Genomic DNA, 24,253 nt, shown 5'->3' with positions numbered 1-24,253 from the left:
TTGATGAACGAGACGACGAAGATGCCGAAGGGCGTGGACCCCGAAGCCATTGCCGCATGCACGGTGCCCGGGGAGGCGGTGGCGATGTCCTTCGCGCAGCAGCAGCTCTGGTTCCTGCAGAACCTGGAGCCGCAACTCACGGCCTACAACCTGCCGCGGGTGTTCCGCCTGAAGGGGCCGCTGGACGCCGATGCACTGGAGCGCGCGTTCCAGGCGCTGGTCGAACGCCATGCCGTGCTGCGCACGCGCTTCTTCAATCGCGACGGTGCGGCGCTGCAGATGGTGCGGGGCGATGCCGCCTTCGGCATCGAGCGCATCGACCTGCGGGGCGAGGCGCCCGCATCGCGCGAGGCCAAGCTCGATGACGCCGTGCACCGCACCGTCTCGCACGTCTTCGACCTGGGTGTTGCGCCGGCGCTGGTGGCGCGGCTGGTTCGGCTGGCCGACGACGAGCATGTGCTTGCCCTCTGCCTGCATCACATCGTCTCCGATGCGTGGTCGAACCCGATTCTTGCCAAGGACCTGGCCGACGCCTACGCCGCCGCGCTGTGCACGACCGGCGCGGTGCACCTGCCCGCGCTGCCGCTGCAGTACGCCGACTACGCGCGCTGGCAGCGCGAGCGTGCAGCGTCGGGCGCGATGCAGCGCGACCTGGACCACTGGAACGCGCATCTGGGCAGCGAGGTGCCCGCGCTGGAGTTGCCGACCGACCACGCCCGCCCCGAACAGCTGGGTTTCGACGGTGCCGCCACGCACTTCGCACTCGAGGCGCCGCTGTGCGAGGCGCTGCTGAAGCTCTGCCGTGCCGAGCGCAGCACGCCCTTCGTGGTGTTGTTCGCCGCCTGGCAGGTGCTGCTTGCGCGCTACAGCGGCCAGTACGACTTCGCGGTGGGCGTGCCTTCGGCCGGCCGGCACCGCGAGGAACTGCACGGGCTGCTCGGCTTCTTCGTCACGACCCAGGTCTTCCGCGCACGGCTCACGCCGCGGATGTCGCTGCGCGACACCTGCCGGCAGGTGCGCGGCGACGTGCTGGCCGCGCTGGACCATGCCGACCTGCCTTTCGACGTGCTGCTCGCGAGCCGCACCGACCGGCGCGAGCCGGGCCGCACGCCGCTGTTCCAGGTCATGTTCGGCCTGCAGATGGAAGACGGCACGACCGGCCCCCGCTTCGAGGGCCTGCAGGTGGAGCAGCTGCCCGCGCCGGATCGCAGCGCGAAGTTCGAGCTTTCTCTGGACCTCACCCTTGCCGGCGCGCAGGTGCGCGGCCGGCTCGAATACAACACGGCGCTCTACGACAGGGCGACCATCGAGCGGATGGTGGGCGCCTACCTCGAGGTGCTGCGGCACATGGCGGCCGACGCCGAGCGTCCGGCCGGCAGCTTCGCGCTCACCGATGCGGCCGACCGCCGGCGGCTCGCGCAATGGGAAGGCGAGGCGCGCGAGCATCACGCGGTAGCGCCCATTCACCGCCTCTTCGAACGCCAGGCTGCGGAGCGGCCCGACGCGACCGCGCTGGCCTTCGGCGAGCAGGTGCTGAGCTATGGCGAACTGAACGCACGCGCCAACCGCCTCGCGCACCACCTGCTGGCGCGCGGCATGAAGCCCGAGATGCTGGTCGGCATCGCGGTGGAGCGCTCGGCCGACACGGTGGTCGGCCTGCTTGCGATCCTGAAGGCCGGTGCGGCCTACCTGCCGCTGGACCCCGACTATCCGCGCGACCGGCTGGCCTACATGATCGAGGACAGCGGCACCGCGCTCGTGCTCACGCAGCAGGCGGTGCGCGAGAAGATCCCGGCACCCGACCGCGTGACGGTGCTCGAACTCGACACGCTCGACCTGTCGGCCGAGCCCGCGCGCAATCCCGACATCGAGGTGGGGCTGGAGAACCTGGCCTACGTGATCTACACCTCGGGCTCCACCGGCCGGCCCAAGGGCGCGCAGCTGTGCCACCGCAACGTGACGCGGCTGCTGGTCGCCACCGACGCGTGGTTCGGCTTCGGGCCGGACGACGTCTGGACGCTCTTCCACTCCTACGCCTTCGACTTCTCGGTGTGGGAAATCTTCGGCGCGCTGTGCACCGGCGGCAAGCTGGTGGTGGTGCCCTATTGGGTCAGTCGCTCACCGGAAGACTTCCTTGCGCTGCTCGGGCGCGAGCGCGTGACGGTGCTCAACCAGACGCCCTCGGCCTTCGGGCAGCTCACGCGGCTGCCCGGACTCGCCGAGGCCGGCCTGGCGCTGCGCTGGGTGATCTTCGGCGGCGAGGCGCTCGAGCCCGAGACGCTGCGCTCGTGGATGGACCGCTTCGGCGACGCGCAGCCGCGGCTCATCAACATGTACGGCATCACCGAGACGACGGTGCACGTGACCTACCGGCCGATCACGCGGCGTGACCTAGACGGCGGGCGCAGCCCGATCGGGGTGCCGATTCCCGACCTGGGCCTGCGCGTGCTCGACGGCGAACTCAACGCGGCGCCCATCGGCGTGCCGGGCGAGCTCTATGTGGCGGGCGAAGGCCTGGCGCGTGGCTACCTCGGGCGGCCCGGCCTGAGCGCTGAGCGCTTCATTGCCGACCCCTTCGACACGCAGGGCGGCGGGCGGCTCTACCGCACTGGCGACCTGGCGCGCTGGAACGAGAAGGGGCAGCTCGAGTACCTGGGCCGCATCGACCACCAGGTGAAGGTGCGGGGCTTTCGCATCGAGCTGGGCGAGATCGAGGCGCAACTGCTCGCACAGCCCGAAGTGCGCGAGGCGGTGGTGATCGCCAAGGACAGCGCAAGCGGCACCTGGCTGGCCGCCTATGTATCGGCCAAGGACGGCCAGGCGCTGGAGCCCGTGCGGCTGCGCGAGCAGCTGGGCCGGCAGTTGCCCGACTACATGGTGCCCAGCGTCATCGTGGCGCTGGAGGCGCTGCCGCTCAACGCCAACGGCAAGGTCGACCGCAAGGCGCTGCCCGAGCCCGCGTTCGCCGCGAGCGCGGCCTACGAGGCGCCGCAGGGCGAGACCGAGCAGGTGCTCGCCGCCATCTGGGCTGAAGTGCTCGGCGTGGCGCGCGTGGGGCGCAACGACAACTTCTTCGAGCTCGGCGGCCATTCGCTGATGGCGCTCGGCCTGCTCGAGCGCATCCGTGCGCGCGGCTGGGCGGTGCAGGTGCGCACGCTGTTCCAGTGGCCGCAGCTCACGCGCTTCGCGCAGGCGGTCGAACAGGAGCAGCGGCTGGCGCGGCGCGAGGTGGTGGTGCCGCCCAACGGCATTCCGGACGGCTGCGAGGCGATCGAGCCCGCGATGGTGACGCTGATGGCGCTCGATGCGGCGCAGATCCGGCGCATCGAGGCCGCCGTGCCCGGCGGTGCGGCCAACATCCAGGACATCTATCCGCTGGTGTCGCTGCAGGAGGGCATGCTCTTTCACCACCTGCTGCAGACCGAGGGCGACGCTTACGTCACCTCGAGCGCGCTGAGCTTCGACAGCCGCGAGCGGCTCGAACGCTTCGTGGACAGCTTCAACCAGGTGATCGCGCGGCACGACATCCTGCGCACTGCGGTGCTGTGGGAAGAGCTGGCCGAGCCGGTGCAGGTGGTGCTGCGCGAGGCGCCGATGCGCCTTCGCTGGCTCGACGATGTGGCGCCGGCCGAGGGCGACACCGCCGCGCTCGGCGCGACCGAGCGCATGCACCGCTACGCGGCGCCGGGGCGCTACCGCATCGACGTGCGGCAGGCGCCGATGATCCACGCCATCGCGGCGCACGATGCGGCGCGCGGGTGCTGGCTGCTGCAGCTCTTCAACCACCATATGGTGGACGACAACACGACGCTGAAGCTGGTGGTGCAGGAGATCGCGCTGATCCAGCAGGGCCGCGCGGGCGAACTGCCCGTGCCCGCGCCGTTCCGGCATTTCGTGGCGCAGGCGCGCCTGGGTGCGAGCCGCGCCGAGCACGAGGCTTTCTTCGGCCAGCTGCTGGGCGACGTGCAGGACACGACGGCGCCCTTCAACCTGCTGGACGTGCGCGGCGACGGCCTCGATGCCGAGGCGCTGCGGCTGCCGCTCGATGCGGCGCTCTCGGCGCAGGTGCGCCAGCAGGCACAGCGCCACGGCGTGAGCGCTGCGACGCTGTTTCACCTCGCCTGGGCGTTGGTGGTCGCGCGCACGGCAGGCAAGGACGACGTGGTGTTCGGCACCGTGCTGTTCGGGCGGATGCAGGGCGGTGAGCGCGCGCTGGGCCTTTTCATCAACACGCTGCCGTTGCGCATCCGGCTGGGCGCGCAGACCGTCGAAGAGTGCCTGCGCCAGACGCACGCGGCGCTCAGCGGCCTGCTGCACCACGAGCATGCGAGCCTGTCGCTCGCGCAGCGCTGCAGCGGGCTGTCGGGCGGCGCGCCGCTCTTCACCTCGCTGCTGAACTGCCGCCACGCGGCACAAAGCCGGAAGGAGACCTCCGAGGCCTGGCCCGGCATGGAGATCGTCGGCAGCCGCGAGCGCAGCAACTACCCGGTGGCGATGTCGGTGGACGACCTGGGCGAGGGCTTCGAGATCGGCGCGCAGATCACCGCCGCGGTGGGCGCGCGGCGCCTGTGCGGCTTCATGGCCGAATCGGTCCGCGCGCTGGTGACGGCACTGGCTGAGAACCCCGGCACGCGCATCGGTGCGCTGGAGGTGATGCCGGACGCCGAGAAGGCGCTGCTGCAGCAGTGGGGCGTGAACGGGCCCGAGGCGGTCGCCGCGCCCTTGCCAAGCGATGCGCGCGGGGTGCACGCGGTGCACCGGCGCTTCGAGGCACAGGCGCAGGCGCAGCCCGATGCAGTGGCGGTGATCTTCGGTGACGAGGCGCTGGCCTATGGCGCGCTCAACGCGCGCGCCAATCGCCTGGCGCACCGTCTGATCACGCTCGGCGTGAAGCCCGAGACGCGCGTGGGCATCGCACTCGGGCGCTCGTTCGAGATGGTGGTGGGCATCCTCGCGGTCCTCAAGGCCGGTGGCGCGTACGTGCCTATGGACCCGGAGTACCCGGTCGACCGGCTGGCCTACATGGTGCAGGACAGCGGCATCGGCCTGCTGCTCACGAGCGAAGCCCTGGCGGGGCGGATGCCGCGGCCCGAGGGGGAGCACCGTGTGCTCCTCGTCGACCGCGAAGACCTGTCGGGCGAGCGCAGCGACAACCCCGACGTGCCGCTGCACGACCACAGCCTGGCCTACGTGATCTACACCTCGGGCTCCACCGGCAAGCCCAAGGGCGTGAGCGTGATGCACGGGCCTTTCGACATGCACTGCCGCGACACGGCCGTGCTCTACGAGATGGGGCCGCAGTCGCGCGAGCTGCACTTCCTGTCGTTCGCCTTCGACGGCGCGCACGAGCGGCTGCACACCGCACTGGGGTGCGGTGCGAGCCTGGTGGTGCGCGACGATTCGCTCTGGACGCCCGATCAGACGCTGGCCGCGATGCAACGCCACGGCGTGACCAACGCCGGCTTTCCGCCGGTGTACTTGCGCGAGCTGGCCAAGGAGGCGCGCGACAGCGGGCAGTGCCCGCCGATCCACCTGTATTCGTTCGGCGGCGAGGCGATGCCGCGCGACGGCTTCGAAGCGGTGTGCCGCTACCTCAAGCCGAAAATCCTGATCAACGGCTACGGTCCCACCGAAGCGGTGGTGACGCCGATGCTCTGGAAGGTGGGCGCGGACGAGCGCTGCGTGCCGGGCTATGCGCCCATCGGGCGGCCGGTCGGCGAACGCAGCGCACATGTGCTGGACGCCGACATGAACCTCGTGCCGCGCGGCGTGCCCGGCGAGCTGTACCTGGGCGGCGCCGGTCTCGCACGCGGCTACCTGCACCGTGCGGACCTGACGGCCGAACGCTTCGTGGCCGATCCCTTCGGCGCGCCGGGCGGGCGCCTCTACCGCACGGGCGATCTCGTGCAGTGGAGCGACGACGGCCAGCTCGAGTACCTGGGCCGCATCGATCACCAGGTGAAGGTGCGGGGCTTCCGCATCGAACTCGGCGAGATCGAGGCGCAAATGCTGCTGCAGCCCGGCGTGCGCCAGGCGGTGGTGGTGGCTGCCGAGGGGCAGGGTGGTGCACGGCTCGTGGGCTATGTGGGGGCGGACGCCGGGATCGACGTGTCGCGCCTCAAGCAGGTGCTGGGCGAGGCGCTGCCCGACTACATGGTGCCCGGCACCTTCGTCGTGCTGGAGAAGCTGCCGCTCAACGCCAACGGCAAGATCGACCGCAAGGCGCTGCCCGCGCCCGAGGCGGCCGGTGCCGATGCGCCGTACGAGGCGCCGCAAGGCGCGATCGAGGCTGCGCTCGCACAGAGCTGGGTCGAGGTGCTGGGCGTGGCGCGCGTGGGCCGCCAGGACAATTTCTTCGAACTCGGCGGCGATTCGATCCTGAGCCTGCAGATCGTGGCGCGCATGCGCAAGGCCGGCTGGCGTATCACGCCGCGGCAGCTCTTCGAGCGCCAGACGGTGGCGCTGCTGGCCACGGTGGCGCAGGCCGTGCAGACCGGCGCACAGCGCCCCGCGAGCCTGCGCGAGGGCGAGGTGCCGCTGCTGCCGATCCAGGCCGACTTTCTGGGCGCGAAGCTGCCTGTGCCGAGCCACTGGAACCAGGCGGTGCTGCTGCAGCCGCGCACGCCGGTGGAACTGGCGGCGTTGCGCAAGGCATTCGAGGCCGTGGTCGCGCACCACGACGCCTTCAGGTTGCGCTTCGGCCGCGATGGCGAAGGCCGCTGGACGCAGCACTACGGCGCGAGCGCGCACCACCCGGCCCACGAGCTGTTGTGGGTGCGACAAGCCCGAGACGCGCAGCAGATCGATGCGCTGTGCGACGAAGCGCAGCGCAGCCTGGACATCGTGAACGGTCCGCTGTTGCGCGCGCTGGCGATCGAGGTCGAGGACGGCAGTCAGCGGCTGCTGCTCGCGGTCCATCACCTGGCGGTGGACGGCGTGTCGTGGCGCATCCTGCTCGAAGACCTCGGCACGGCTTGCGCGCAGATGCTGCGCGGAGAGGCCGTCGTGTTGCCGGAGAAGACCAGCAGCTACAAGGACTGGTCGCAGGCGCTGCAGACCCACGCCGCGCAACTGGCGCAGGACGCGCGCGAACGCGCGCACTGGCAGGCGCTGGCCGAAGTGCCCGCGCAGCTGCCATGCAACCGCCCGCAAGGCGCCGCCACCACGGCCGAGCAGGCCAGCGTGGAACTGCGGCTGGACAAGGCCGCGACCGAGGCGCTGCTCAAGGACGCGCCTGCGGCCTACCGCACGCAGGTCAACGACATCCTGCTGACGGCGCTGGGCCGCGCGCTGTGCGCGTGGAGTGGGCACGAACGCATCCTGGTCGACCTCGAGGGCCACGGCCGCGAGGACCTGTTCGACGGCGTCGACCTGACCCGCACCGTGGGCTGGTTCACCAGCGCGTTTCCGGTGGCGCTCGCGCCGCTGGGCGAGCCCGGCGCGGCGCTCATGCGGGTGAAGGAAAGCCTGCGCGGCATTCCGGGCAAGGGGCTGGGATTTGGCCTGTTGCGCCAGCGCGGGGACGTAGGCATGGCGGTGCATGCGCAGGTGGTCTTCAACTATCTCGGCCAGTTCGATGGCGACTTCGATGCGGACGCGCTGTGGACGCCGGCGGCCGAAGGCATGGGCGTGACCGTGAACGAAGGCGCGCCGATGGGCCACGAGTTCCTGGTCAACGGCCAGGTCTACGCGGGCGAACTTGCATTGCGCGTGATGTACAGCCGCGCGCGCCACGATGCGGCCAGCGTGCAGGGCTGGGTCGACCGCTTCAGGCAGGAGCTGCTCGCGCTGATCGCGCATTGCACGAGCGGCCTTGCCGATGCGCAGGGCGTGACGCCCAGCGACTTTCCGCTCGCAGCGCTGGAGGCCGGGGCGCTCGACACGCTGGTCGCGGCGTTGCCCGAAGCCGCGACGCAGATCGAGAACATCCATCCGCTCGCACCGGGCCAGCAGGGCATGCTGTTCGAAAGCAGCATCGCACCGGGCACCGAGATCAACGTCGTGCAGACGCTGGTGCAGATGGTGGGCCTCGACCCGGACCGGTTGAAGTCGGCCTGGCAGGCGACGGTGGCGCGCCATGCCGCGCTGCGCACCGGCTTCCACTGGCAGCCACAAGGCGAGCCGATGCAGGTGGTGCTGCGGCATCTCGACGCGCCGGTGCAGCTGCTCGACTGGCGCGGACGGCACCGCGACGAAGCGGCGCTGGAACAGGCCTGGAACACGCTGTGCGAGGAAGAGCGCCTGCGAGGCTTCGACATGGCCCGCCCGCCGCTCGCGCGCTGGGTGGCCGTGCGCGTGAGCGACAACGCCTGGCGGCTGGCCTGGACCTGGCACCACATCCTCTTCGACGGCTGGAGCGTGTCGCGCGTGATGGGCGAGCTGTTCGCCTTCTACGCCGGCCAGAAGGTGACATCGCCGCTGCAGCCGTACGCCGATTTCGTCGCGGCGGTGCGCGGCGGGCGCGACGCGAAGGACGAGGAACAGACCTACTGGCAGGACCGCTACGCCGACATCGGTCGCACGCCGACGCTGCTGTGCGGCGTGCCGCTGCAGCGATGGGCGCCGGGCGGTTGCGACAGCCACCGCGTGGTGCTCGATGCCGCCACCACGCGCGCGCTGCGCGCCACGGCGCAGGTCGAGCAGGTCACGCTCAACACGCTGGTGCAGGCGGCCTGGGCGCTGCTGCTGATGCAGCGCACCGGCCGCGCGGGCGTGTGCTTCGGTGTGACGATGTCGGGGCGCTCGTTCGAGATGCGCGGCATCGACGACGTGGTGGGCCTGTGCGTGAACAGCCTGCCGCTCATGCTGCGCCCCGATGGTGCGATGGGCGTGGGCGCCTGGCTGCGGCAGATCGTCTCGGCCAACCTCGCGCTGCGTCAGCGCGAGCATGCGCCGCTGTCGGTCGTGCAGGGTTGGCTCGGCGTGCCGGGACAGTCGCTGTACGACACGCTGGTGATCTTCGAGAACTACCCGGTGGACGAGGCGATCTCGGGCGGCATGGGACCGAGCCTCGGCATCCAGGCCTCGTCGGGCCGCGGCACGCTCGGCGTACCGCTGGTGCTGATCGTCGAGACCAAGGGCGAGGAGATGTGGCTGAGCTTCGAGCATGCGCGTGAGGTGTTCGACCCCGAGGGCATGGCCGCCCTGGCGGCGCAGATGGAAGGCCTGGTGAAGGCGCTTCTGCAGGGCGCGGGCCGCACGGTGGCCTCGCTGCTGGAAGCGCCGGCGGTCGCGCATGCCGCATTGACGCGCACACCGGTGCGTGACGCCGTGGCGGGTGCATCGCGCAGGGCCTTGCCGGTGAGCGCGTTCTCGGCGCTGGCCGAGGCATGGCGCGGCGTGCTGTCGGCATCTGCCGCCACACCGCACGCGCACTTCTTCGAGCGGGGCGGCGATTCGCTGCTGGCTGCGCGCCTGGTCGTGCAATGGAACGCGCGTGTCGACCGCGAGGGCTTGCCCGCCGCGAAGATGCGACTGCGCGATGTGTTCGAACACCCCGTGCTCGACGACCTGGCCGTGGCCCTGTGCCTGCCGGCGGGCCGGACCGATCTCGACCCGGGTCGCACCGCGCCCCTGGCCGCCCTGGAGGAGAGTCTTTGATGAAGCCGCAACCTGTCTTCGACGAAGCCGCCATCGCGGCCTCCGCGCCTGTCGCGCTTTATGCCTTTCCCGCCCGCGCCTGGAAGCGCGACGAGTACGCGGTGCTGCAGGACGCGCTGCCCGTGCTCACCGTTGTCAGCGAACCCGGCAGCGAGGCGGCATGGGCCGGCGATTCGGTGGAAGCGATGGCCGACCGCTACGCGCAGGCCATTGCATCGCGCGAAGCGGCGAAGGCGCGGCCCATTGCGCTGTTCGGATGGTCGGTGGGCGCGCTCGTGGCGCTCGAGGTTGCGCGCCGGCTGCGTGAGCGTTTCGATATCGCGTGGGTCGGCGCCGTCGACATCGCGGCGTATCCGCAGATGCGCGCTGCGCTCGCCGGCGCACCGGCGCTCGATGCCGCGGAGCGCGAACCGCTGGACGCCTCGCTGCAGCAGTGGCTGGCACGTTCGGCCATGCGCGATCTCTGGCAGCAGACGCTGGGCCGCATGGCGCGTCCGCAGCACGACATGTTCCTTCGCGAGGTGGTACGCGCGTTCGGCGCGGCGCTGCCGGTCGACGGGCCGGCGGCAGGCTCGCAAGAGCACACGCTCTGGAGCCGCGTCAACTGCCTGCGGCTGGGCATTGCGCATGTGGCGGCCGATGAAGCGCCCGCGCCGGTGTGCTGGTGGATGTCGCAGGAGATGTCGGCGAGCCCCGGTGCGCGGACCGACGGCGTCGAAGTGATTGCGGGCAGCGACCACATGGGGGTGCTGGCCGATCGTGCGCTGCATGCGGCCGTGCTGCGCGAACTCGAAGCGGTGGAGACGGAAGAAAAGCAGGCAGGGGTTCGGATCTAGCCGGCCTGCAAATCAAAAAATGAACAGGCCACGTGGCGCCCGATGGCGCCACGTGGCCTGTGTCGTTTCAGGACCGGATGCCGACTCGTGCCGGCCCCTCGATCTCAGAACTGGTACTTGGCGCTCGCGACCACCGCGCGGTCGTTGCCCGGGTAGTAGCCGCCGTAGGCACGCGATGCGGTGTACTTGCGGTTGGCCAGGTTGGTGGCGCTCACCGAGAAGCGCCACGGGCCCTGGCGGTAGTGCACGGTGGCGTCCAACAGCGTGACACCGCCTTCGGCGTCGGTGTTGGTCACGTTGTTGTAGCGGCGGCCGATGTAGCGCATGCCGCCGCCCACGCCCCAGCCGTTGTCCATCGTGTAGTCGAGCCACAGCGAGGCGGTCTGCTTGGGCACCTGGATCGGGGTGTTGCCGAGTTCGTTGGTGTCCGCGCTCTGGATCACTTTCATGTCCAGCCAGGTGTAGGAGGCCGTGAGGTTCAGGTTGCGCGCGATCTCGGTCTTGCCTTCGAGCTCGAGGCCGCGCGAACGGATGCGGCCGATCTGGCGGGCTTCGAAGGTCTGCTGGTCGTAGGTGACCACGTTCGACTTGCGCAGGTCGAACACGGCGGCCGTGAACAGCGAGCGTGCGCCTTCGGGCTGGAACTTGACGCCGGCTTCCCACTGCTTGCCGCGGCTCGGGCGGAAAGGTTCGCTGTTGGCGTCCACGCCGCTGGTCGGCAGGAACGATTCACCGTAGCTGACGTAGGGCGCCCAGCCGTTGGGGAACAGGTAGGTCAGGCCGGCACGGCCGCTGAACTTGTCGTCGGTCTGCGAGCTGGCCTTGCCGGCCAGGCGGTCGAACGAGTTCGTCTTGACATGGTCCTGGCGGCCGCTGAGCGTGACGACCCAGCGGTCGGCGATCTTGATCTGGTCCTGCAGGTAGACGCCGAGCTGCTCGGTGGTCTGCGAGGTGTCCAGGCCGAGGCGCGTCGGCTCGGCGACGGGCAGGCCGTACACCGGGAACAGCAGGTCGAGCTTCGGGGCCGGGCCGGTGCGGGTGCTCGTCGAGTAGTTGTTGCGCATCCAGTCGATGCCGAACAGCAGCGTGTGTTCGGCGGCGCCGGTGCGCACGCGGCCCTGCACGTTGGTGTCGGCCGTCAGCTGGTGCACGCGCTCGGGGTCGGCGCGCGCGGTGCGCAGGAGCGTGCGACCGTCGGCCTGCAGCGCCGTGCGCATGTGGGTCTTGTCGGTGTCGAAGTCGTTGAAGCGCACGTTCTGGCGCACGGTCCAGCTGTCGTTGAAGTGGTGCTCGAACATGTAGCCGAGCGCGTTCTGCTTCTGCTTGATCCAGCTGAAGCGCGGCTCGCCTTCCTTGACCCAGGTGGGTACGCCCTTGGGGCCGACCACGTAGCCGGTGTCGTCGCCGGCCTTGCTCTGCAGGAACTCGGCCAGCACCGTGAACGAGGTGGCGGCCGAGGGCTGCCAGCGCAGCGAGGGGGCCAGGTAGTCGCGCTTGACCTTCACGGCATCGCCGTTCGGGTAGCTTTCCTGGGTGTTGCTGTCGTGGGCCACGCCTACGAGGCGGTAGGTGAGCGTGTCGCTGATCGCGCCGCCGAGGTCGACACCCAGCTGCTTGCGGCCGAAGCTGCCGAGCTGCACTTCGACTTCGCGCACGGCCGTGGCGCTGGGCATCTTGCTCACGCGGTTGATGACGCCGCCCGCATCGGACTGGCCGTAGGCCACCGAGGCCGGGCCGCGCAGCACTTCGACGCGTTCCACGCCGTAGGGCTCGGTCAGCGAGTAGGGCGCCAGGCGCAGGCCGTCGCGGTACATCGCGTTGGTGGCGTCGAAGCCGCGCAGCAGCAGCCAGTCGATGCCGCGGGCGTCATAGCCCCAGTTGCCGACGGCCACGCCCGGGGTGTAGCGCACGGCTTCCATGATGTTCTGCACGCCGCGTGCGTCGAGCTCTTCGCGGCCGATCACCGAGATGGACTGCGGCGTCTCGATCAGCGGGGTGTCGGTCTTCGTGCCCGTGGCGCTGCGGCGCGCCACGTAGCCCTGCACCGGGCCGTTCGCCACTTCGGGCTCGTCGCGCACTGTCACCACTGGCAACGTGCTGCCTGCGGTGCTCGGCGTGGCAGTGGAGGCCGAGGGCGGCTGCTGTTGCCCCTGTGCCGAGGCGGAAAGGCTCCAGAACGCGGCGGCGGTTCCGAAGGCGGCCACGAGCGAAGCGTTCAGCAGGCGCTGCCGGGGCAGGGGTAGAGGGCGCATGAAAAGGACTTCCAGAGAGGGTTGGGACGGCGGATTTTAATGAGAATGGTTCTTATTTTGATATGGATGTTTCAGTGCCAGTGGCGTCCCGACAACAGAAATCCCCTCTTTTCCATCGGCCCTTCTGCATGACGCTCATGCGGCATGCGCCGCAGCTTCCTGCGCACGCGGCAACCACAGCGCATCGCAGAAGTAGTGCTCCCGCAGCATCACGACGAGCTGCGCACGCTTGTGCGGCAAGTTGAATTCCTTCAGCTTCGCGTAGCCCGACTTGTCGAGGTTGCGGATCTGCTGCACATGGTCGATGCGCGGCTCGCCCACCGCGCGCTGCGTGCGCGGATCGCACAGGAAGATGTAGTGCGAGATCGAGGTGAGCCAGGCCGTCGCATAGGCCTTGCCGCGGAACGCGGGATCGCCCACCAGCACGTGCCAGCCGCGGTCGTAGTCCTGCACGTCGTAGAACGGCGCGATGCGGCTTTCCTTGGCCCAGTACATCTCGAAGTAGGCAAAGGGCTCGCCGTCGAAGCTCGCGATCATCGAGTACATGTGCGGATCGCGGTCGATGCCTGTGAGGTAGGCGCGGTGCTTGTCGAGGTCGCCTTCCTCTTCCCAGATCTTCGCCACGTCGGGGTCGTTCATCCAGCGGTTGAACATCAGCAGGTCGCGCTCGAGGTCGATGCTGCGAAACGAGAAGGTCTTGCCGAGCCACGGAATGAAGCGCTGGTAGAGCGTGCCGCGCGGCTTGGGTGGACGGCGCGGGTGGTACTTGCCGTTGGTCAGCGCGAACTGCTGCGCCATCGGTGCATGCACCTCCGGCAGCCAGAGCCCTGGCTGCTGCCACAGCTGCTCGCTGAAGGCTCGCATCTGGCCGTCCTGGGCCGGCAGCAACACGCCGGCATGTGCGAGTTCGCCGAAGCGTTCCGCGTTTGCAAGCGTGACGGCCTTGCACTCAGGATGGTGCGCAAAGAAGGCCTCGAGCGCCGCGAGCACATGCGGCGTGGCATGGGCAGCGTCGCCTTCGACCTGAGTGAGCAGCTTGTCGGCGCCGGCATCGTCGAGCTTCCATTGCGACAGCGATCCGGTCGTCCGGTTGCGGACCATGAAGGCGCGTGTGTCGAACGCGACCTCGTGCGCCACGCCGTCGGCGTAGGAGATCAGCGGTGCGCCTGCGCGCGGGTCGGCGGCGGCCGTGGGCCGGGTGAGGGTGGCAGTAGTCATAGGTCTCCTGGGGTGGACCGCGCCGGGCGGACTCAGAGGTGAGGGGCCAGCAGGGCCAGGCCCTGGTGAAGCGCCGGAAAGAGGCTGCGGTTGAAGTTGTTCCAGCGCAGCTCGAGGATCGAGTCGTCCGGTGCGATGTCGGTGCCGAGCACGTCGTAGATGACCTCGCCCGAATCGATGCCGTTGTCGACGTAGTGCAGCGAAGCGCCGGTCTTCAGCACCGGCGTCGTGGGCACCTTGGCCATGGTCTGCCAGTCGACCACCTTCTGGCCCTGCGCGCCGTGCAGCGCGTCGAGCGTGGCCCAGGCGCCGCGGCGCTGGAAGGGCGATTCGAGCCGCGTGATGCCGGGGTGGATGTTGACGATCCTGCGGTGGAAGCGGCTGCCGGGCCGCACCAACTCGTCCAGGATGACCAGCAGCCCGTCGAGCACGACCGCATCGGCGCGCAGCGTGAGCAGCTTGTCGAGCAGCGCGCGTTCGAAGGCGCTCTTGCCTGCCGCGCGCTCCGGCGCGTTCAGCGGCAGGCGGCGGTACGCCGAAGGCACCGGGTGCAGCATCTCCCGCAGCAGCCGGCCCTGTGCGCGCAGATCGGGCGGAAAGATCCACTTGCGTTCGGGGCTCCAGCCAAAGCCATAGTCCGCCAGCGCCGCCTGGTCGCGCGGCGATTGCGCGTCGTCGTCGAAGACGATGCCCTCCAGCGAATAGGCGTCGCCCAGCGGCGTGCCGTCGAGCGCCTGCGCGAGGTACTCGAGCGGGGACTTCATGTAGCGGGGTTCGCCCTTGTAGTCGATGAACTGGCCCGCCTTGTCGGCGGCCGCATTTCTCAGCGAGAGGATGTAGACGAGCTTTGCCTTGGGCATAGGTGTGGGATGGAGGGTTGGAGATCTCTCCTGGGAAGACGAAGTACCGGGCGATCTGTTCATCCGCGCCTCAGCCTTCGCCTTGCGCTTCGGTCTCGCTTGCGGTCTCGGTCTCGTCCTTGCGGTGCTGTGGCGCCAGCGGGCACGCCCCGCAGTAGCCCTCGCCGGGCAGCAGGTGGTAGAGGCAGCACTGGCGGTGCAACCTCAGCGGAATGTCGCGGCCTTCGTGGTGCCGTGTCACCTCACGCCGGGTGCCGTGCAGCGGATTGGCACCCGCGCCCGGCCAGTCGGCCTCGTGCAGCAGCCAGGCCCGGTCCTGCGCGATGGCGGCCGAGCCGCCGGTCAGCTGCAGGCCCTGGTCAAGGATCGGCTCGAGGTGGCGCGACACGTTGCCCCACAGGATCTTGGGCGCGATCCGCGTGAGCCCGGCGAGCGCGCCGAACAGCGGCGCGAGGTGCTGCCACAGCAGCGGTGCATAGCGCTCGGCGGTCGTGGCGCCGCGCCGCGTGTCGCCGGTCTCGACGAGGTGGAAGTCGATCACGCCGCCGTGGCTGTCGAGCCGCACCCACACCTGCGCCGCAGCGAGCGGAAACACGTGCTGCAGCATGCTGGCCGCCGCCACCACGGGCGGCAGCAGCACCTCGACGTACCGCAGGGTCCAGGCAGAAGCCACCGCGCGAAGGTCCGCGCCGGCGTGGCGCCTGAAGCGGGCGTGCGCATGCAGCACCTGTGCAAGACGCGGGCCGGGCTGCAGCAGGTCGGCCACGCGCACCGCATCGGGCGGCGGCGTGGGCGCGCACTGGAGCCCCTCGCCCAGGGACGTGAGTTCGCCCCGGAAGATCGGCGCCAGCAGCGGGATCATGGGCCGGCCTCAAAGAACGGCCGGGGCAGGGCCGCGACGCGTCGCTCGGGGTGCATTCCTTCCAGACGTGCGAGCGCCTCGCATGTTCACGACGCGGGCGTCAAAGTCCCCGGCCCGGCGTCGCGCATGAACATCGGCCACGCCCGCTCGTCTATGCAAGGGACGGCCTTGAGCCGCATGAACGCAATCGCCCCGAGGGGCGGAAAGATTCCTTGCATGACATCTCCCAGTGCCCCCGGTGCTGATGGCGCCCCCAGCGGCAATCGCGCGGAGGTTGCGCGCCTGCTGAAGCCCTTCTATCCATGGATCGCGCTGTCCGTGGTCACGGGCGTCTTCGCGGGCGTGGCCACCGTCGCCTTGCTGCGCACCATCAACCAGGTGCTCAACCAGCAGGGCAGCATGGCCGGCGGGCTGCTGCTGACCTTCATCGCGCTGTGCCTGGTGGCGCTGTTCGGCCGCATGGCGTCGGACATCTCGACCAACTTCGTCGGCCAGCAGCTGGTGGCGCAGGTGCGCAAGAGCCTGGCGCAGAAGATTCTCTCGGCGCCCATCGACGCGCTGGAGCGCTACCGCACGCACCGCCTCATGCCCGTGCTCTCGCAGGACGTGGACATGATCAGCGACGCCGCCTTCGTGCTGTCCACCGCGCTCATCGCCGTGGCCGTCGCGCTGGGCTGCCTGGCCTATCTGGCGTGGCTCTCGCTGCCGCTCTTCGGCCTGCTGTTCGTGGCGCTGGTGCTCGGCGCCACCTTCCAGACCGTGGCGCAGACCCGCGCCGAGGTCGGTTTCTGGAAGGCGCGCGAGCACGAGGACCAGCTGCACAAGGCCTACCAGGCGATCAGCGAAGGTGCCAAGGAGCTGCGCATGCACCGCGACCGCCGCACGCGCATGTTCGGCGGCCAGATCGAGCGCATCGTCGACAGCATCCGCAGCGTCAACAGCCGCGCCATCAACGTCTTCGTGCTGGCCACCTCGTTCGGCTCGGCCATGTTCTTCCTGCTGATTGCGCTGATCCTGGGCTGGGCCGCGTTTCGCACCACCGAGCCCGTGGTGCTCAGCGGTTTCGTGCTGGTGCTGCTGTTCCTGAAGGGGCCGATCGACCAGATTGCGCGCGCGCTGCCCAACGTGGGCCGCGCCAAGGTCGCCTTCATGCGCATCGCCGACCTGTCGGCGCGCTTCGCGAGCCCCGAGCCGCACCTGCACCTGGAGCGCGCGGGCGGTCCGCAGACGCTGGTCGAGGGCATCGGCATGCGCGGCGTGCGCTACGCCTTCGACGCACCCGACGGTGGCGAACCCTTCGTGCTCGGCCCCATCGACCTGCAACTGCGCCGCGGCGAGATGGTGTTCGTGGTGGGCGACAACGGCTCCGGCAAGACCACGCTCATCAAGCTGCTGCTGGGCCTGTATGCGCCGCAGCAGGGCGAGGTGCTGCGCGACGGTGCGGCCGTCACGCCGCAGGCGCGCGACGACTACCGCCAGCTCTTCACCACCGTGTTCTCCGACTTCTACCTGTTCGAGGACCTGGCCGGCGAGGGCCAGGGCGAAGAGGGCACGCACGGGCTGCCCCAGGCGGCCCTGCCGTACCTGCAACGCCTGGAGATCGCCCACAAGGTGAGCATCAAGGACGGCTCCTTCAGCACCGTCGACCTCTCGACCGGTCAGCGCAAGCGCCTGGCGCTGGTGCACGCCTACCTCGAGGGCCGGCCGGTGCTGGTGTTCGACGAATGGGCGGCCGACCAGGACCCGACCTTTCGCCATCTTTTCTACACCGAGCTGCTGCCCGAACTGCGCGCGCGCGGCCACCTGCTGGTGGTGATCTCGCACGACGACCGCTACTTCCACCTGGCCGACCGCGTCATCACGATGAAGGCCGGGCGCGTGGCGGAAGACCGCGCCCGCGCACCGCAAAGCCTCGCCGCGTGACGGCAGGCCGTATCCCACACACAAAGCCCACAGGAGTTGACATCCCATGCAGCACATCCATGACCTGATCGGCGTCGGATTCGGCCCGTCGAACGTCGCGCTGGCCATTGCACTCGACGAGAAGCGCCACGGCAGCAAGCCGCTGGACGCGCTGTTCATCGAGCGCCAGCCCAGCTTCGCCTGGCATCCGCACATGCTGCTGGACCAGGCCCACATGCAGATCTCGTTCCTGAAGGACCTGGCGACGCTGCGCAACCCGACCAGCCGCTTCACCTTCGTGAACTACCTGCACGAGAAGGGGCGGCTGACGGACTTCATCAACCTCAAGAGCTTCTTTCCGAGCCGCCACGAGTTCAACGACTACCTGGGCTGGGCCGCGGGCCAGTTCGAGGACGCCTGCCGCTACGGAGAGGATGTGTTCGACGTGCAGCCCGAGAAGCAGGGCGGCGAGGTGCAGTTCCTGCGCGTGCGCTCGCGCACCGCCGACGGCCGCGTGCAGGAGCGGCTCGCGCGCAACCTGGTGGTGAGCATCGGCGGCGTGCCCAACATTCCCGAAGGCTTTCGCGGGTTGCGCGACGATCCGCGTGTGTTCCATTCGAGCAGCTACCTGAAGGACATGGCGCAGCACCCGCAGGCGCGCCGCGTGGCCATCGTCGGCGCGGGCCAGAGCGCGGCGGAGATCTTCATGGACCTGCAGGGGCGCCCTGGCGCGCCGCAGGTCGACTTCATCATGCGTGCGCGATCGATCCGGCCTTCGGACGACAGCCCCTTCGTCAATGAAGTCTTCAACGCCGACTTCACCGACTACATGTACAGCCAGGGCACCGAGGTGCGCGCCGCGCTGCTCGACGAGTTCGCACAGACCAATTACGCGGTGGCCGACCTCGACCTGATCCAGCAGATCTACAAGGTCTTCTACGACCAGAAGGTGGCGCGCGGCACCCGCCTGCGCATGCTGCGCCAGCACGACGTGCGCGCGGTGCGTGCCGCGAGCGACGGCATCCACCTCACGCTGCTCGACCGCGACGTGCAGCGCGAGAGCACCGTGCGCTACGACGCCGTGGTGCTCGCCACCGGCTATGCGCGCGACCAGCACAAGGACCTGCTGGCGCCGCTCGCGCCGTACATCGGCCCCTACGACGTCGACCGCTACTACCGCCTGAAGGCCACGCCCGACTTCCATCCGGGCATCTACCTGCAGGGCGCCTGCGAGGACAGCCACGGCCTGAGCGACACGCTGCTGTCGGTGACCTCGGTGCGCACCGGCGAGATCGGCAACGCACTGCTGGCGGCGCAGTCGCGGGCGCGCAGCGCAGCGCGCGACGCGTCGCAGGCCGTCCAGATCTAGCCGATGCCCGGGCGCACCGCGATCGCCCGCACCACGCCGGTGTCCGCGCAGACGGCCGTCGACACCGCGTGGGCACTGTTCTGCCGGCTGCACGACGCGCCCTCGCGCGACCACGCCGACCAGCTCGTGCACTGGCTCGGCGAAGACCCCCGGCACGTGCGCGCGTTCGACGAGGCGCTCACGCTGTGGGCGCTCGCGGGCGCCGTGCTGGTGAAGCCCGTGCTCGAAGAGGCGCAGCGCTGCGGCCCCGATCTGCAATAGGCCGCAGCCGCCCCTGCGGCCATGGCTCCAGACTCGAGAAACACCGACACCCGTGAACATTCCGACCACCTCCCGCATTCCCCGGTGGGGCCGCCGCATGGCCGCCATCGCCTTGGCCGGTGCCTTGCTGGGCGCCGCGCCCGCCTGGGGCCGGCGCGATGCACCCTCGCATGCCACCACCGCCGCCATTGAGATCCGCCGCACCACCGACGGCATTCCCCACATCCGTGCCACCAGCTGGCGCGGGCTGGGCATCGGCTACGGCCAGGCGCAGGCCGAGGACGCGCTGTGCACGCTGGCCGATGCCTTCGTCACCTTCAGTGGGCAGCGCTCGCTCTACTTCGGCGCCGAGGCGAAACCGCAGACACGTTCCACCTTCGGCACACCCGCCAACCTCGACCTGGATTTCTTCTTCCAGGCCTTCGCGGGCGCCGATGCGGTCGAGGCGCTGAAGCGCGAGCAGCCGGTCGAGCTCAACGAACTCATTGCCGGTTTCGCCGAGGGCTACAACCGCCACGTGCGCGCGCTGCAGGCGGCACCGCAACGCCACGGCGACGCGGCGCCCGCCTGTGCGGACGCGCCCTGGGTGCGCACCATCGGCCCCGAGGACATCTACCGCCGCATGCTCGCCGCGGGGTTGGCGGGCGGCTACACGCATTTCGTCGCCGAGATCGCGAACGCGAAGCCCGCTGCGGCCCTGCCGCCCGCGCCGTCGGACAAGCTCTCGCTGTCCACGCGGCTCGACATTCCCGTGGGCGATGCGCACGGCATCGGCAGCAACGTGCTCGCCTTCGGCCAGGCCGCCACCGGCGAGCGCGGCGGCAGCGTGCTGTTCGGCAATCCGCACTGGTACTGGGGCGGGCCCGACCGCTTCTACCAGGCGCACCTCACGCTGCCCGGCAAGCTGGACGTGGCGGGCGTGTCCTTCCTCGGCATTCCGGTCATCATGATCGGCTTCAACAACGACGTGGCCTGGAGCCACACGGTGTCGGCCGCACGGCGCTTCGGCATGTTCGACCTGACGCTGGACCCGGCCGACCCCACGCGCTACCTCGTCGACGGCCGCTCCGAGCCCATGCGCGCCCAGCCGCTCGCGGTGGCGGTGCGCCGCGCCGACGGCACGGTGGACCTGGTGCATCGCACGCTTTACCGCACGCGCTTCGGCCCGGTGGTCGATCTTGGCGCCCGCCATGCGGCGCTGGGCTGGAGCGCCCGCAAGGCCATTGCGATCCGCGACATCAATGCCGACAACCCGCGCATCTTCCGCAACTTCTTCCGCTGGGACCAGGCGCGCTCGCTCGACGAATTCATCCGCATCCAGCGCGAGGAGCTGGCGATGCCATGGGTCAACACCGCGGCCATCGGGCGCGGCGACGGCCGTGCCTGGTATGCCGACATCGGCGCGGTGCCGGGCGTGCCCGACGACCTGCGCGCCGCATGCGCCACGCCGCTGTCGAAAGCGTTTGCCGCGCTCGACCCGGCCACGCCCATGCTCGACGGCAGCCGCTCCGCCTGCGAGTGGCAGAGCGCGAAGGGCGCGGTACAGGCCGGCACGCTGGCGGCCGACCGCATGCCCAGCCTGCTGCGCGAGGACTACGTCGCGAACATGAACGACAGCTTCTGGCTCACGAACCCGGCACAGCCGCTGACCGGCTTCGCGTCGGTGCTCGGTGCCGAGGGGCGCGCGCTTTCGATGCGTGGGCGGGAAGGGCACCGCATCGCGGGCGAGCTTGCCGCGGCGGGAGAGACCTCCAGCCGGGGCCTCGCGCAACGCGTGATGCACAAGACGCTGGAAGCACGTTCGTACACCGCCGACCGCTTCAAGTCCGCACTGCTCGATGCGGTTTGTGCGCCCGGCCAGGTGGAGCTGCCGGCCGAGGAGTCGGTGTCCAAGGCCCGCACGCGCGTCGACGTGCAGCCGGCCTGCCAGGTGCTGCGCCGCTGGTCGAACCGGGCCGATGCCACCGATCGCGGCGCGTTGCTGTGGGATGCCTTCTGGAGCCGGGTGCTGAAGATTCCCGCGAAGGAGCTCTACACGCAGCCGTTCTTGGCGACCACGCCGCTCACCACGCCCTCGGGCATCCAAGCGGCGGACCCGCGCGTGGAGCGCGCGCTGGCCGCGGCGGTCGAGGACATGGCGCGCAAGGGATGGGCGCCCGACACGCCGCTCGGCGCGCGCCGTTTCGTGCGCAGCGAAGGGCGCGAGGTGCCGCTGTCCGGCGGCTGCGACGGCGAGGGCTATTTCGCCATCGCTTGTGCCAACGAGGGCGACTACACCATGGGCGACCGCTCCCACGGCAACACCTATCTCCAGGTCGTGTACTTCAACCGCCGCGGCGTGCAGGCGCACACCCTGCTCGCGCACGGTGAGCGCGAGACCGCGGTTCGCAACGGCAAGGGCATGGCACCGGTGGCCCGCTACGCGCGGAAGGACTGGCTGCGCTTTCCGTTCCGCGAGGAGGACATCGCGCGCGACCCCTTGCTGTCGCGCAAGGCGCTCCGGCCCTGACGCCCGGGCAAAAAAAACGCACGACCCGGAAGCCGGGCCGTGCGTCAAAAGGGCACCTTCTGCCGGTGCCGCCCTAAGTCAATTCGTCGGGTGTCAGAGCTTGTAGCTGAGCTTCAGCCAGGCGTTGCGCGGGTTGCCCTGCGTGTAGCCGTTGTAGGCGCCCAGGCCGTTGTAGTAGCGCTTGTCGCCCAGGTTCTCGATGTGCAGCGAGGCGCTCAGGCGGTTGTTGATGTCGTAGCGCGCCATCAGGCCGAACAGCGTCAGACCGCCCTGCGAGGCGCGGCCGAGTTCGTTGAACTCGTCGTAGTAGATGCCGCTCTGGTAGCTCACGCTGCCGCCGACGGTGAGCTTGCTCCACTCGCCTGGCAGGCGGTAGCTGGTGGCCACCCGGAACAGGCGGCGCGGGTACTGCGGGTTCAGCAGCACGCCGTCGGCGTCGCGCTTGGCGTGGTAGGTGTAGCCCGCGAGCATCTGCAGGCCCGGCAGCACTTCGCCGGCGGCGGTGAGCTCGAAGCCCTTGCTCTTGGCGCCCTGCACCGCGCGGTACGGAATGCCGCCGTCGGGCAGCAGCGAGCCGGCGCCGGTGTCGATCACGGCCAGGTTGGTCTCGCGCGTCTTGAAGATCGCGGCGCTGGTGTTGAGCTTGCCGCCGAAGTGTTCGCCCTTCAGGCCCAGCTCGATGTTCTTGCCGCGCTGCGGTGCGATGAGCGCGTTGTTGCGGTCGCGCACCGTGTTGGGCTGGAAGATGTCGGTGTAGCTGCCGTACAGCGAGAGTTCCTTGCTCACGTCGAACACCACGCCCAGGTAGGGCGTGACCACGCCGTTCTCGCGCATCGAACTCACGCCGGTGCGCCGCCAGGTGGTCCAGTCGAGCGTGGACGCATCGGACTTGTACCAGGTGCCGCGCGCGCCGACGATGAGCGACAGCGGCTCGGCCAGCTTCAGGCGGGTCGAGGCGTAGATGGCTTTCTCGGTGGTGTTCAGCGGCGCCGTGTACAGCGGGTACGAGAAGGAGGTCGGCTCGGGGAAGCTCTGCAGCTGGTAGAAGTTCAGCGGCCGGCGGTCGATCATGCGCGGCACGGCGCCGCGCGTGTAGACCGTGGCGTCGTAGGTGTTGTAGCTCATGCCCACCACGGCCTCGTGCGTCTGGCCGAAGGCCTCGAACGGGCCCTTCAGGTGCACGTCGAGGGCCTTGTTGGCGCCTTCGGCGGGGTTCTCGCGGATGTCGATGGTGGAGGCGCCGGTGCGCGCGTTGATCGCGCGGTAGATGCTCAGGTCGCCCGAGGCGCGCTCGCGCTTGCTCTTGAGGTAGCTGGCGTCCACCTTCAGCTGCCAGCCTGCGCCCAGGCGCTGGTCGAGGTTGGCGAACAGCTTGTCGGAGTACATGTCCCAGTAGCTCCACGGGGCGCTGGAGTTGAACGAGCGCGGCAGGTTGGTGCGCTGGCCGTTGCTGAAGAACAGCGGGCTCTGGCCGTAGTTGGCGCCGTCGATGGCGGTCTTCTGGTGCTCGAAGCCCACCGACAGGCGCGAGCCCGCCGCGAGGTCGACTTCGAGAATGCCGTACAGCGCGTCTTCGCTGCGCTTCTTGTTCTCGATGAAGCTCTTGCCGTCGGTGCGCGAGGCCATGAAGCGGCCGCGCACGGTGCCGTCGGCATTGAGCGGGCCGCCCACGTCGATCTCCGCGTTGTAGCGGCTCCAGCTTCCGATGCCGCCCGAGATGTGGCCGGCGAATTCGGAGGTCGGGCGCTTGCGCACGAGGTTGATGGCGCCGCCAGGCGAGCCCACGCCGTTGAGCAGGCCGGCCGCGCCGCGGATCACCTCGACGCGGTCGTAGAAGGCGGTGCTGATCATGCTCGACTCGCCAGCCACGCTGTTGAAGCCCAGCGTGGGCACGCCGTCGATCATGGTGCTCAGGGCGAAGCCGCGCGAGGAGAAGGTCACGCGCTCGTCGTTGCGGTCGGCCACGATGCCGGGCGTCTGGCGCAGCACGTCCTCGAGGGTGACGAGGTTCTGGTCGTCGATCTGCTGGCGGCCGATGACGCTGACCGACTGCGGCGTCTCGCGCAGCGACAGGTCCATGCGCGTGGCGCCGGCGGCGGCGCGCGTGGTGTACGAGCCCGTGCCTTCGGTGGTGCCGTCGGTGGCGGCCTGCGCGGCCACGGTCACGGCCGGCAGCGTGGATGCGCCGGCCGTGCTCTGGCGCTGGATGGTGACGCGCGTGGGGCCGTTGCGCACCGCCACGAGGCCGCTGCCGGCCAGCAGGCGGTCGAGCGCCTGCTGGAAGCTCAGGCGGCCCGACACGGCCGGTGCGGCCAGGCCCGAGACCACGTCACCGGCGGCGAGCACCTGCACGCCGGTCTGGCGCGACAGCTCGTTGAGCGCGGCGCCCAGCGGCTGGGCGGGGACGTTGATGTCGCGTGCTTGTGCAGCGGCCTGGTCGGCGCCCTGGGCGGCGGCGAGGCCGCTCCAGCTGGCAAGGGCGGTTCCGAAGGCGGCGGCAAGCGCGGCGCTCAGGAGTCGGTGGCGAGGCGAGAAACGCATGGGTGAAGGCTCCAGACAAATAAATCGGTGCGGCATGAAACGG

General features: G+C 70.0%; 11 protein-coding genes. 6 read left to right on the top strand and 5 right to left on the bottom strand.

All coding sequences use genetic code 11. The annotated features are described in order from the left end of the window. Positions 1-3: 3 nt before the first annotated feature. Together AC1RAA_RS25135 and AC1RAA_RS25130 are read left to right on the top strand one after the other, a co-directional pair. Positions 4-9,600 (top strand): amino acid adenylation domain-containing protein, encoded by a 9,597-nt coding sequence (locus AC1RAA_RS25135; protein ID WP_492728075.1) that lies wholly within the window; start codon positions 4-6, stop codon positions 9,598-9,600. Further along, complete coding sequence (locus tag AC1RAA_RS25130; RefSeq protein ID WP_492728073.1) at positions 9,600-10,436, top strand: alpha/beta fold hydrolase; 837 nt, start codon at positions 9,600-9,602, stop codon at positions 10,434-10,436. Before AC1RAA_RS25135 ends, AC1RAA_RS25130 begins: the two co-directional genes overlap by 1 nt. Before the next feature lie 104 nt (positions 10,437-10,540). On the opposite strand, the gene AC1RAA_RS25125 is transcribed toward AC1RAA_RS25130, so the two are convergent. The 4 genes from AC1RAA_RS25125 to fhuF all read right to left on the bottom strand — a co-directional run bounded on the left by AC1RAA_RS25125 (position 10,541) and on the right by fhuF (position 15,628). After that, positions 10,541-12,688 carry a TonB-dependent siderophore receptor gene (locus AC1RAA_RS25125; RefSeq protein ID WP_492728071.1) on the bottom strand — a complete coding sequence of 716 codons (2,148 nt, stop codon included), beginning with the start codon at positions 12,686-12,688 and terminating at the stop codon, positions 10,541-10,543. A 135-nt stretch (positions 12,689-12,823) separates the two neighbouring features. Continuing rightward, positions 12,824-13,906 carry a GNAT family N-acetyltransferase gene (locus tag AC1RAA_RS25120; protein ID WP_492728069.1) on the bottom strand — a complete coding sequence of 361 codons (1,083 nt, stop codon included), beginning with the start codon at positions 13,904-13,906 and terminating at the stop codon, positions 12,824-12,826. Between the two features lie 32 nt (positions 13,907-13,938). Continuing rightward, positions 13,939-14,766, bottom strand: coding sequence for a formyltransferase family protein (locus AC1RAA_RS25115; RefSeq protein WP_492728067.1), 828 nt, complete (start codon positions 14,764-14,766; stop codon positions 13,939-13,941). Between the two features lie 70 nt (positions 14,767-14,836). After that, entirely contained in the window at positions 14,837-15,628 is a 792-nt protein-coding gene (gene fhuF, locus AC1RAA_RS25110; RefSeq protein WP_492728065.1) for a siderophore-iron reductase FhuF, read from the bottom strand. A gap of 216 nt (positions 15,629-15,844) precedes the next feature. On the opposite strand from fhuF, the gene AC1RAA_RS25105 reads away from it, so the two are divergent. From AC1RAA_RS25105 to AC1RAA_RS25090, 4 genes are read left to right on the top strand one after another with little or no spacing between them, the layout of a single operon-like run. Next, the gene (locus AC1RAA_RS25105; protein WP_492728063.1) at positions 15,845-17,551 is read left to right on the top strand and encodes a cyclic peptide export ABC transporter; all 1,707 of its coding nucleotides are present in this window, start codon (positions 15,845-15,847) and stop codon (positions 17,549-17,551) included. 46 nt (positions 17,552-17,597) lie between these two features. Then, positions 17,598-18,899: a lysine N(6)-hydroxylase/L-ornithine N(5)-oxygenase family protein gene (locus AC1RAA_RS25100; RefSeq protein WP_492728061.1), complete on the top strand. Its 1,302-nt coding sequence runs from the start codon at positions 17,598-17,600 to the stop codon at positions 18,897-18,899. 3 nt (positions 18,900-18,902) lie between these two features. Beyond that, positions 18,903-19,160 carry a hypothetical protein gene (locus AC1RAA_RS25095; RefSeq protein WP_492728058.1) on the top strand — a complete coding sequence of 86 codons (258 nt, stop codon included), beginning with the start codon at positions 18,903-18,905 and terminating at the stop codon, positions 19,158-19,160. Between the two features lie 52 nt (positions 19,161-19,212). Further along, entirely contained in the window at positions 19,213-21,669 is a 2,457-nt protein-coding gene (locus tag AC1RAA_RS25090; protein ID WP_492728055.1) for a penicillin acylase family protein, read from the top strand. A gap of 93 nt (positions 21,670-21,762) precedes the next feature. Here the strand turns inward: AC1RAA_RS25090 and AC1RAA_RS25085 are convergent, their stop codons facing one another. Then, complete coding sequence (locus AC1RAA_RS25085) at positions 21,763-24,210, bottom strand: TonB-dependent siderophore receptor (protein ID WP_492728050.1); 2,448 nt, start codon at positions 24,208-24,210, stop codon at positions 21,763-21,765. Between the last annotated feature and the right edge of the window lie 43 nt (positions 24,211-24,253).

The sequence above is a fragment of the Variovorax sp. GW823-FHT04F07 genome (assembly GCF_058795995.1).
Note: the sequence above shows the minus strand (reverse complement) of the source record. Positions and strands in the feature narration are given on the sequence as shown.

What these genes read in the sequence shown, in the direction of transcription:
- AC1RAA_RS25130 (WP_492728073.1), top strand. Translation starts at nt 9,600, where the DNA reads ATGAAGCCGCAACCTGTCTTCGACGAAGCCGCCATCGCGGCCTCCGCG.
- AC1RAA_RS25085 (WP_492728050.1), bottom strand. Translation starts at nt 24,210, where the DNA reads ATGCGTTTCTCGCCTCGCCACCGACTCCTGAGCGCCGCGCTTGCCGCC.
- AC1RAA_RS25120 (WP_492728069.1), bottom strand. Translation starts at nt 13,906, where the DNA reads ATGACTACTGCCACCCTCACCCGGCCCACGGCCGCCGCCGACCCGCGC.
- AC1RAA_RS25125 (WP_492728071.1), bottom strand. Translation starts at nt 12,688, where the DNA reads ATGCGCCCTCTACCCCTGCCCCGGCAGCGCCTGCTGAACGCTTCGCTC.
- AC1RAA_RS25105 (WP_492728063.1), top strand. Translation starts at nt 15,845, where the DNA reads ATGACATCTCCCAGTGCCCCCGGTGCTGATGGCGCCCCCAGCGGCAAT.
- AC1RAA_RS25115 (WP_492728067.1), bottom strand. Translation starts at nt 14,766, where the DNA reads ATGCCCAAGGCAAAGCTCGTCTACATCCTCTCGCTGAGAAATGCGGCC.
- fhuF (WP_492728065.1), bottom strand. Translation starts at nt 15,628, where the DNA reads ATGATCCCGCTGCTGGCGCCGATCTTCCGGGGCGAACTCACGTCCCTG.
- AC1RAA_RS25135 (WP_492728075.1), top strand. Translation starts at nt 4, where the DNA reads ATGAACGAGACGACGAAGATGCCGAAGGGCGTGGACCCCGAAGCCATT.
- AC1RAA_RS25095 (WP_492728058.1), top strand. Translation starts at nt 18,903, where the DNA reads ATGCCCGGGCGCACCGCGATCGCCCGCACCACGCCGGTGTCCGCGCAG.
- AC1RAA_RS25100 (WP_492728061.1), top strand. Translation starts at nt 17,598, where the DNA reads ATGCAGCACATCCATGACCTGATCGGCGTCGGATTCGGCCCGTCGAAC.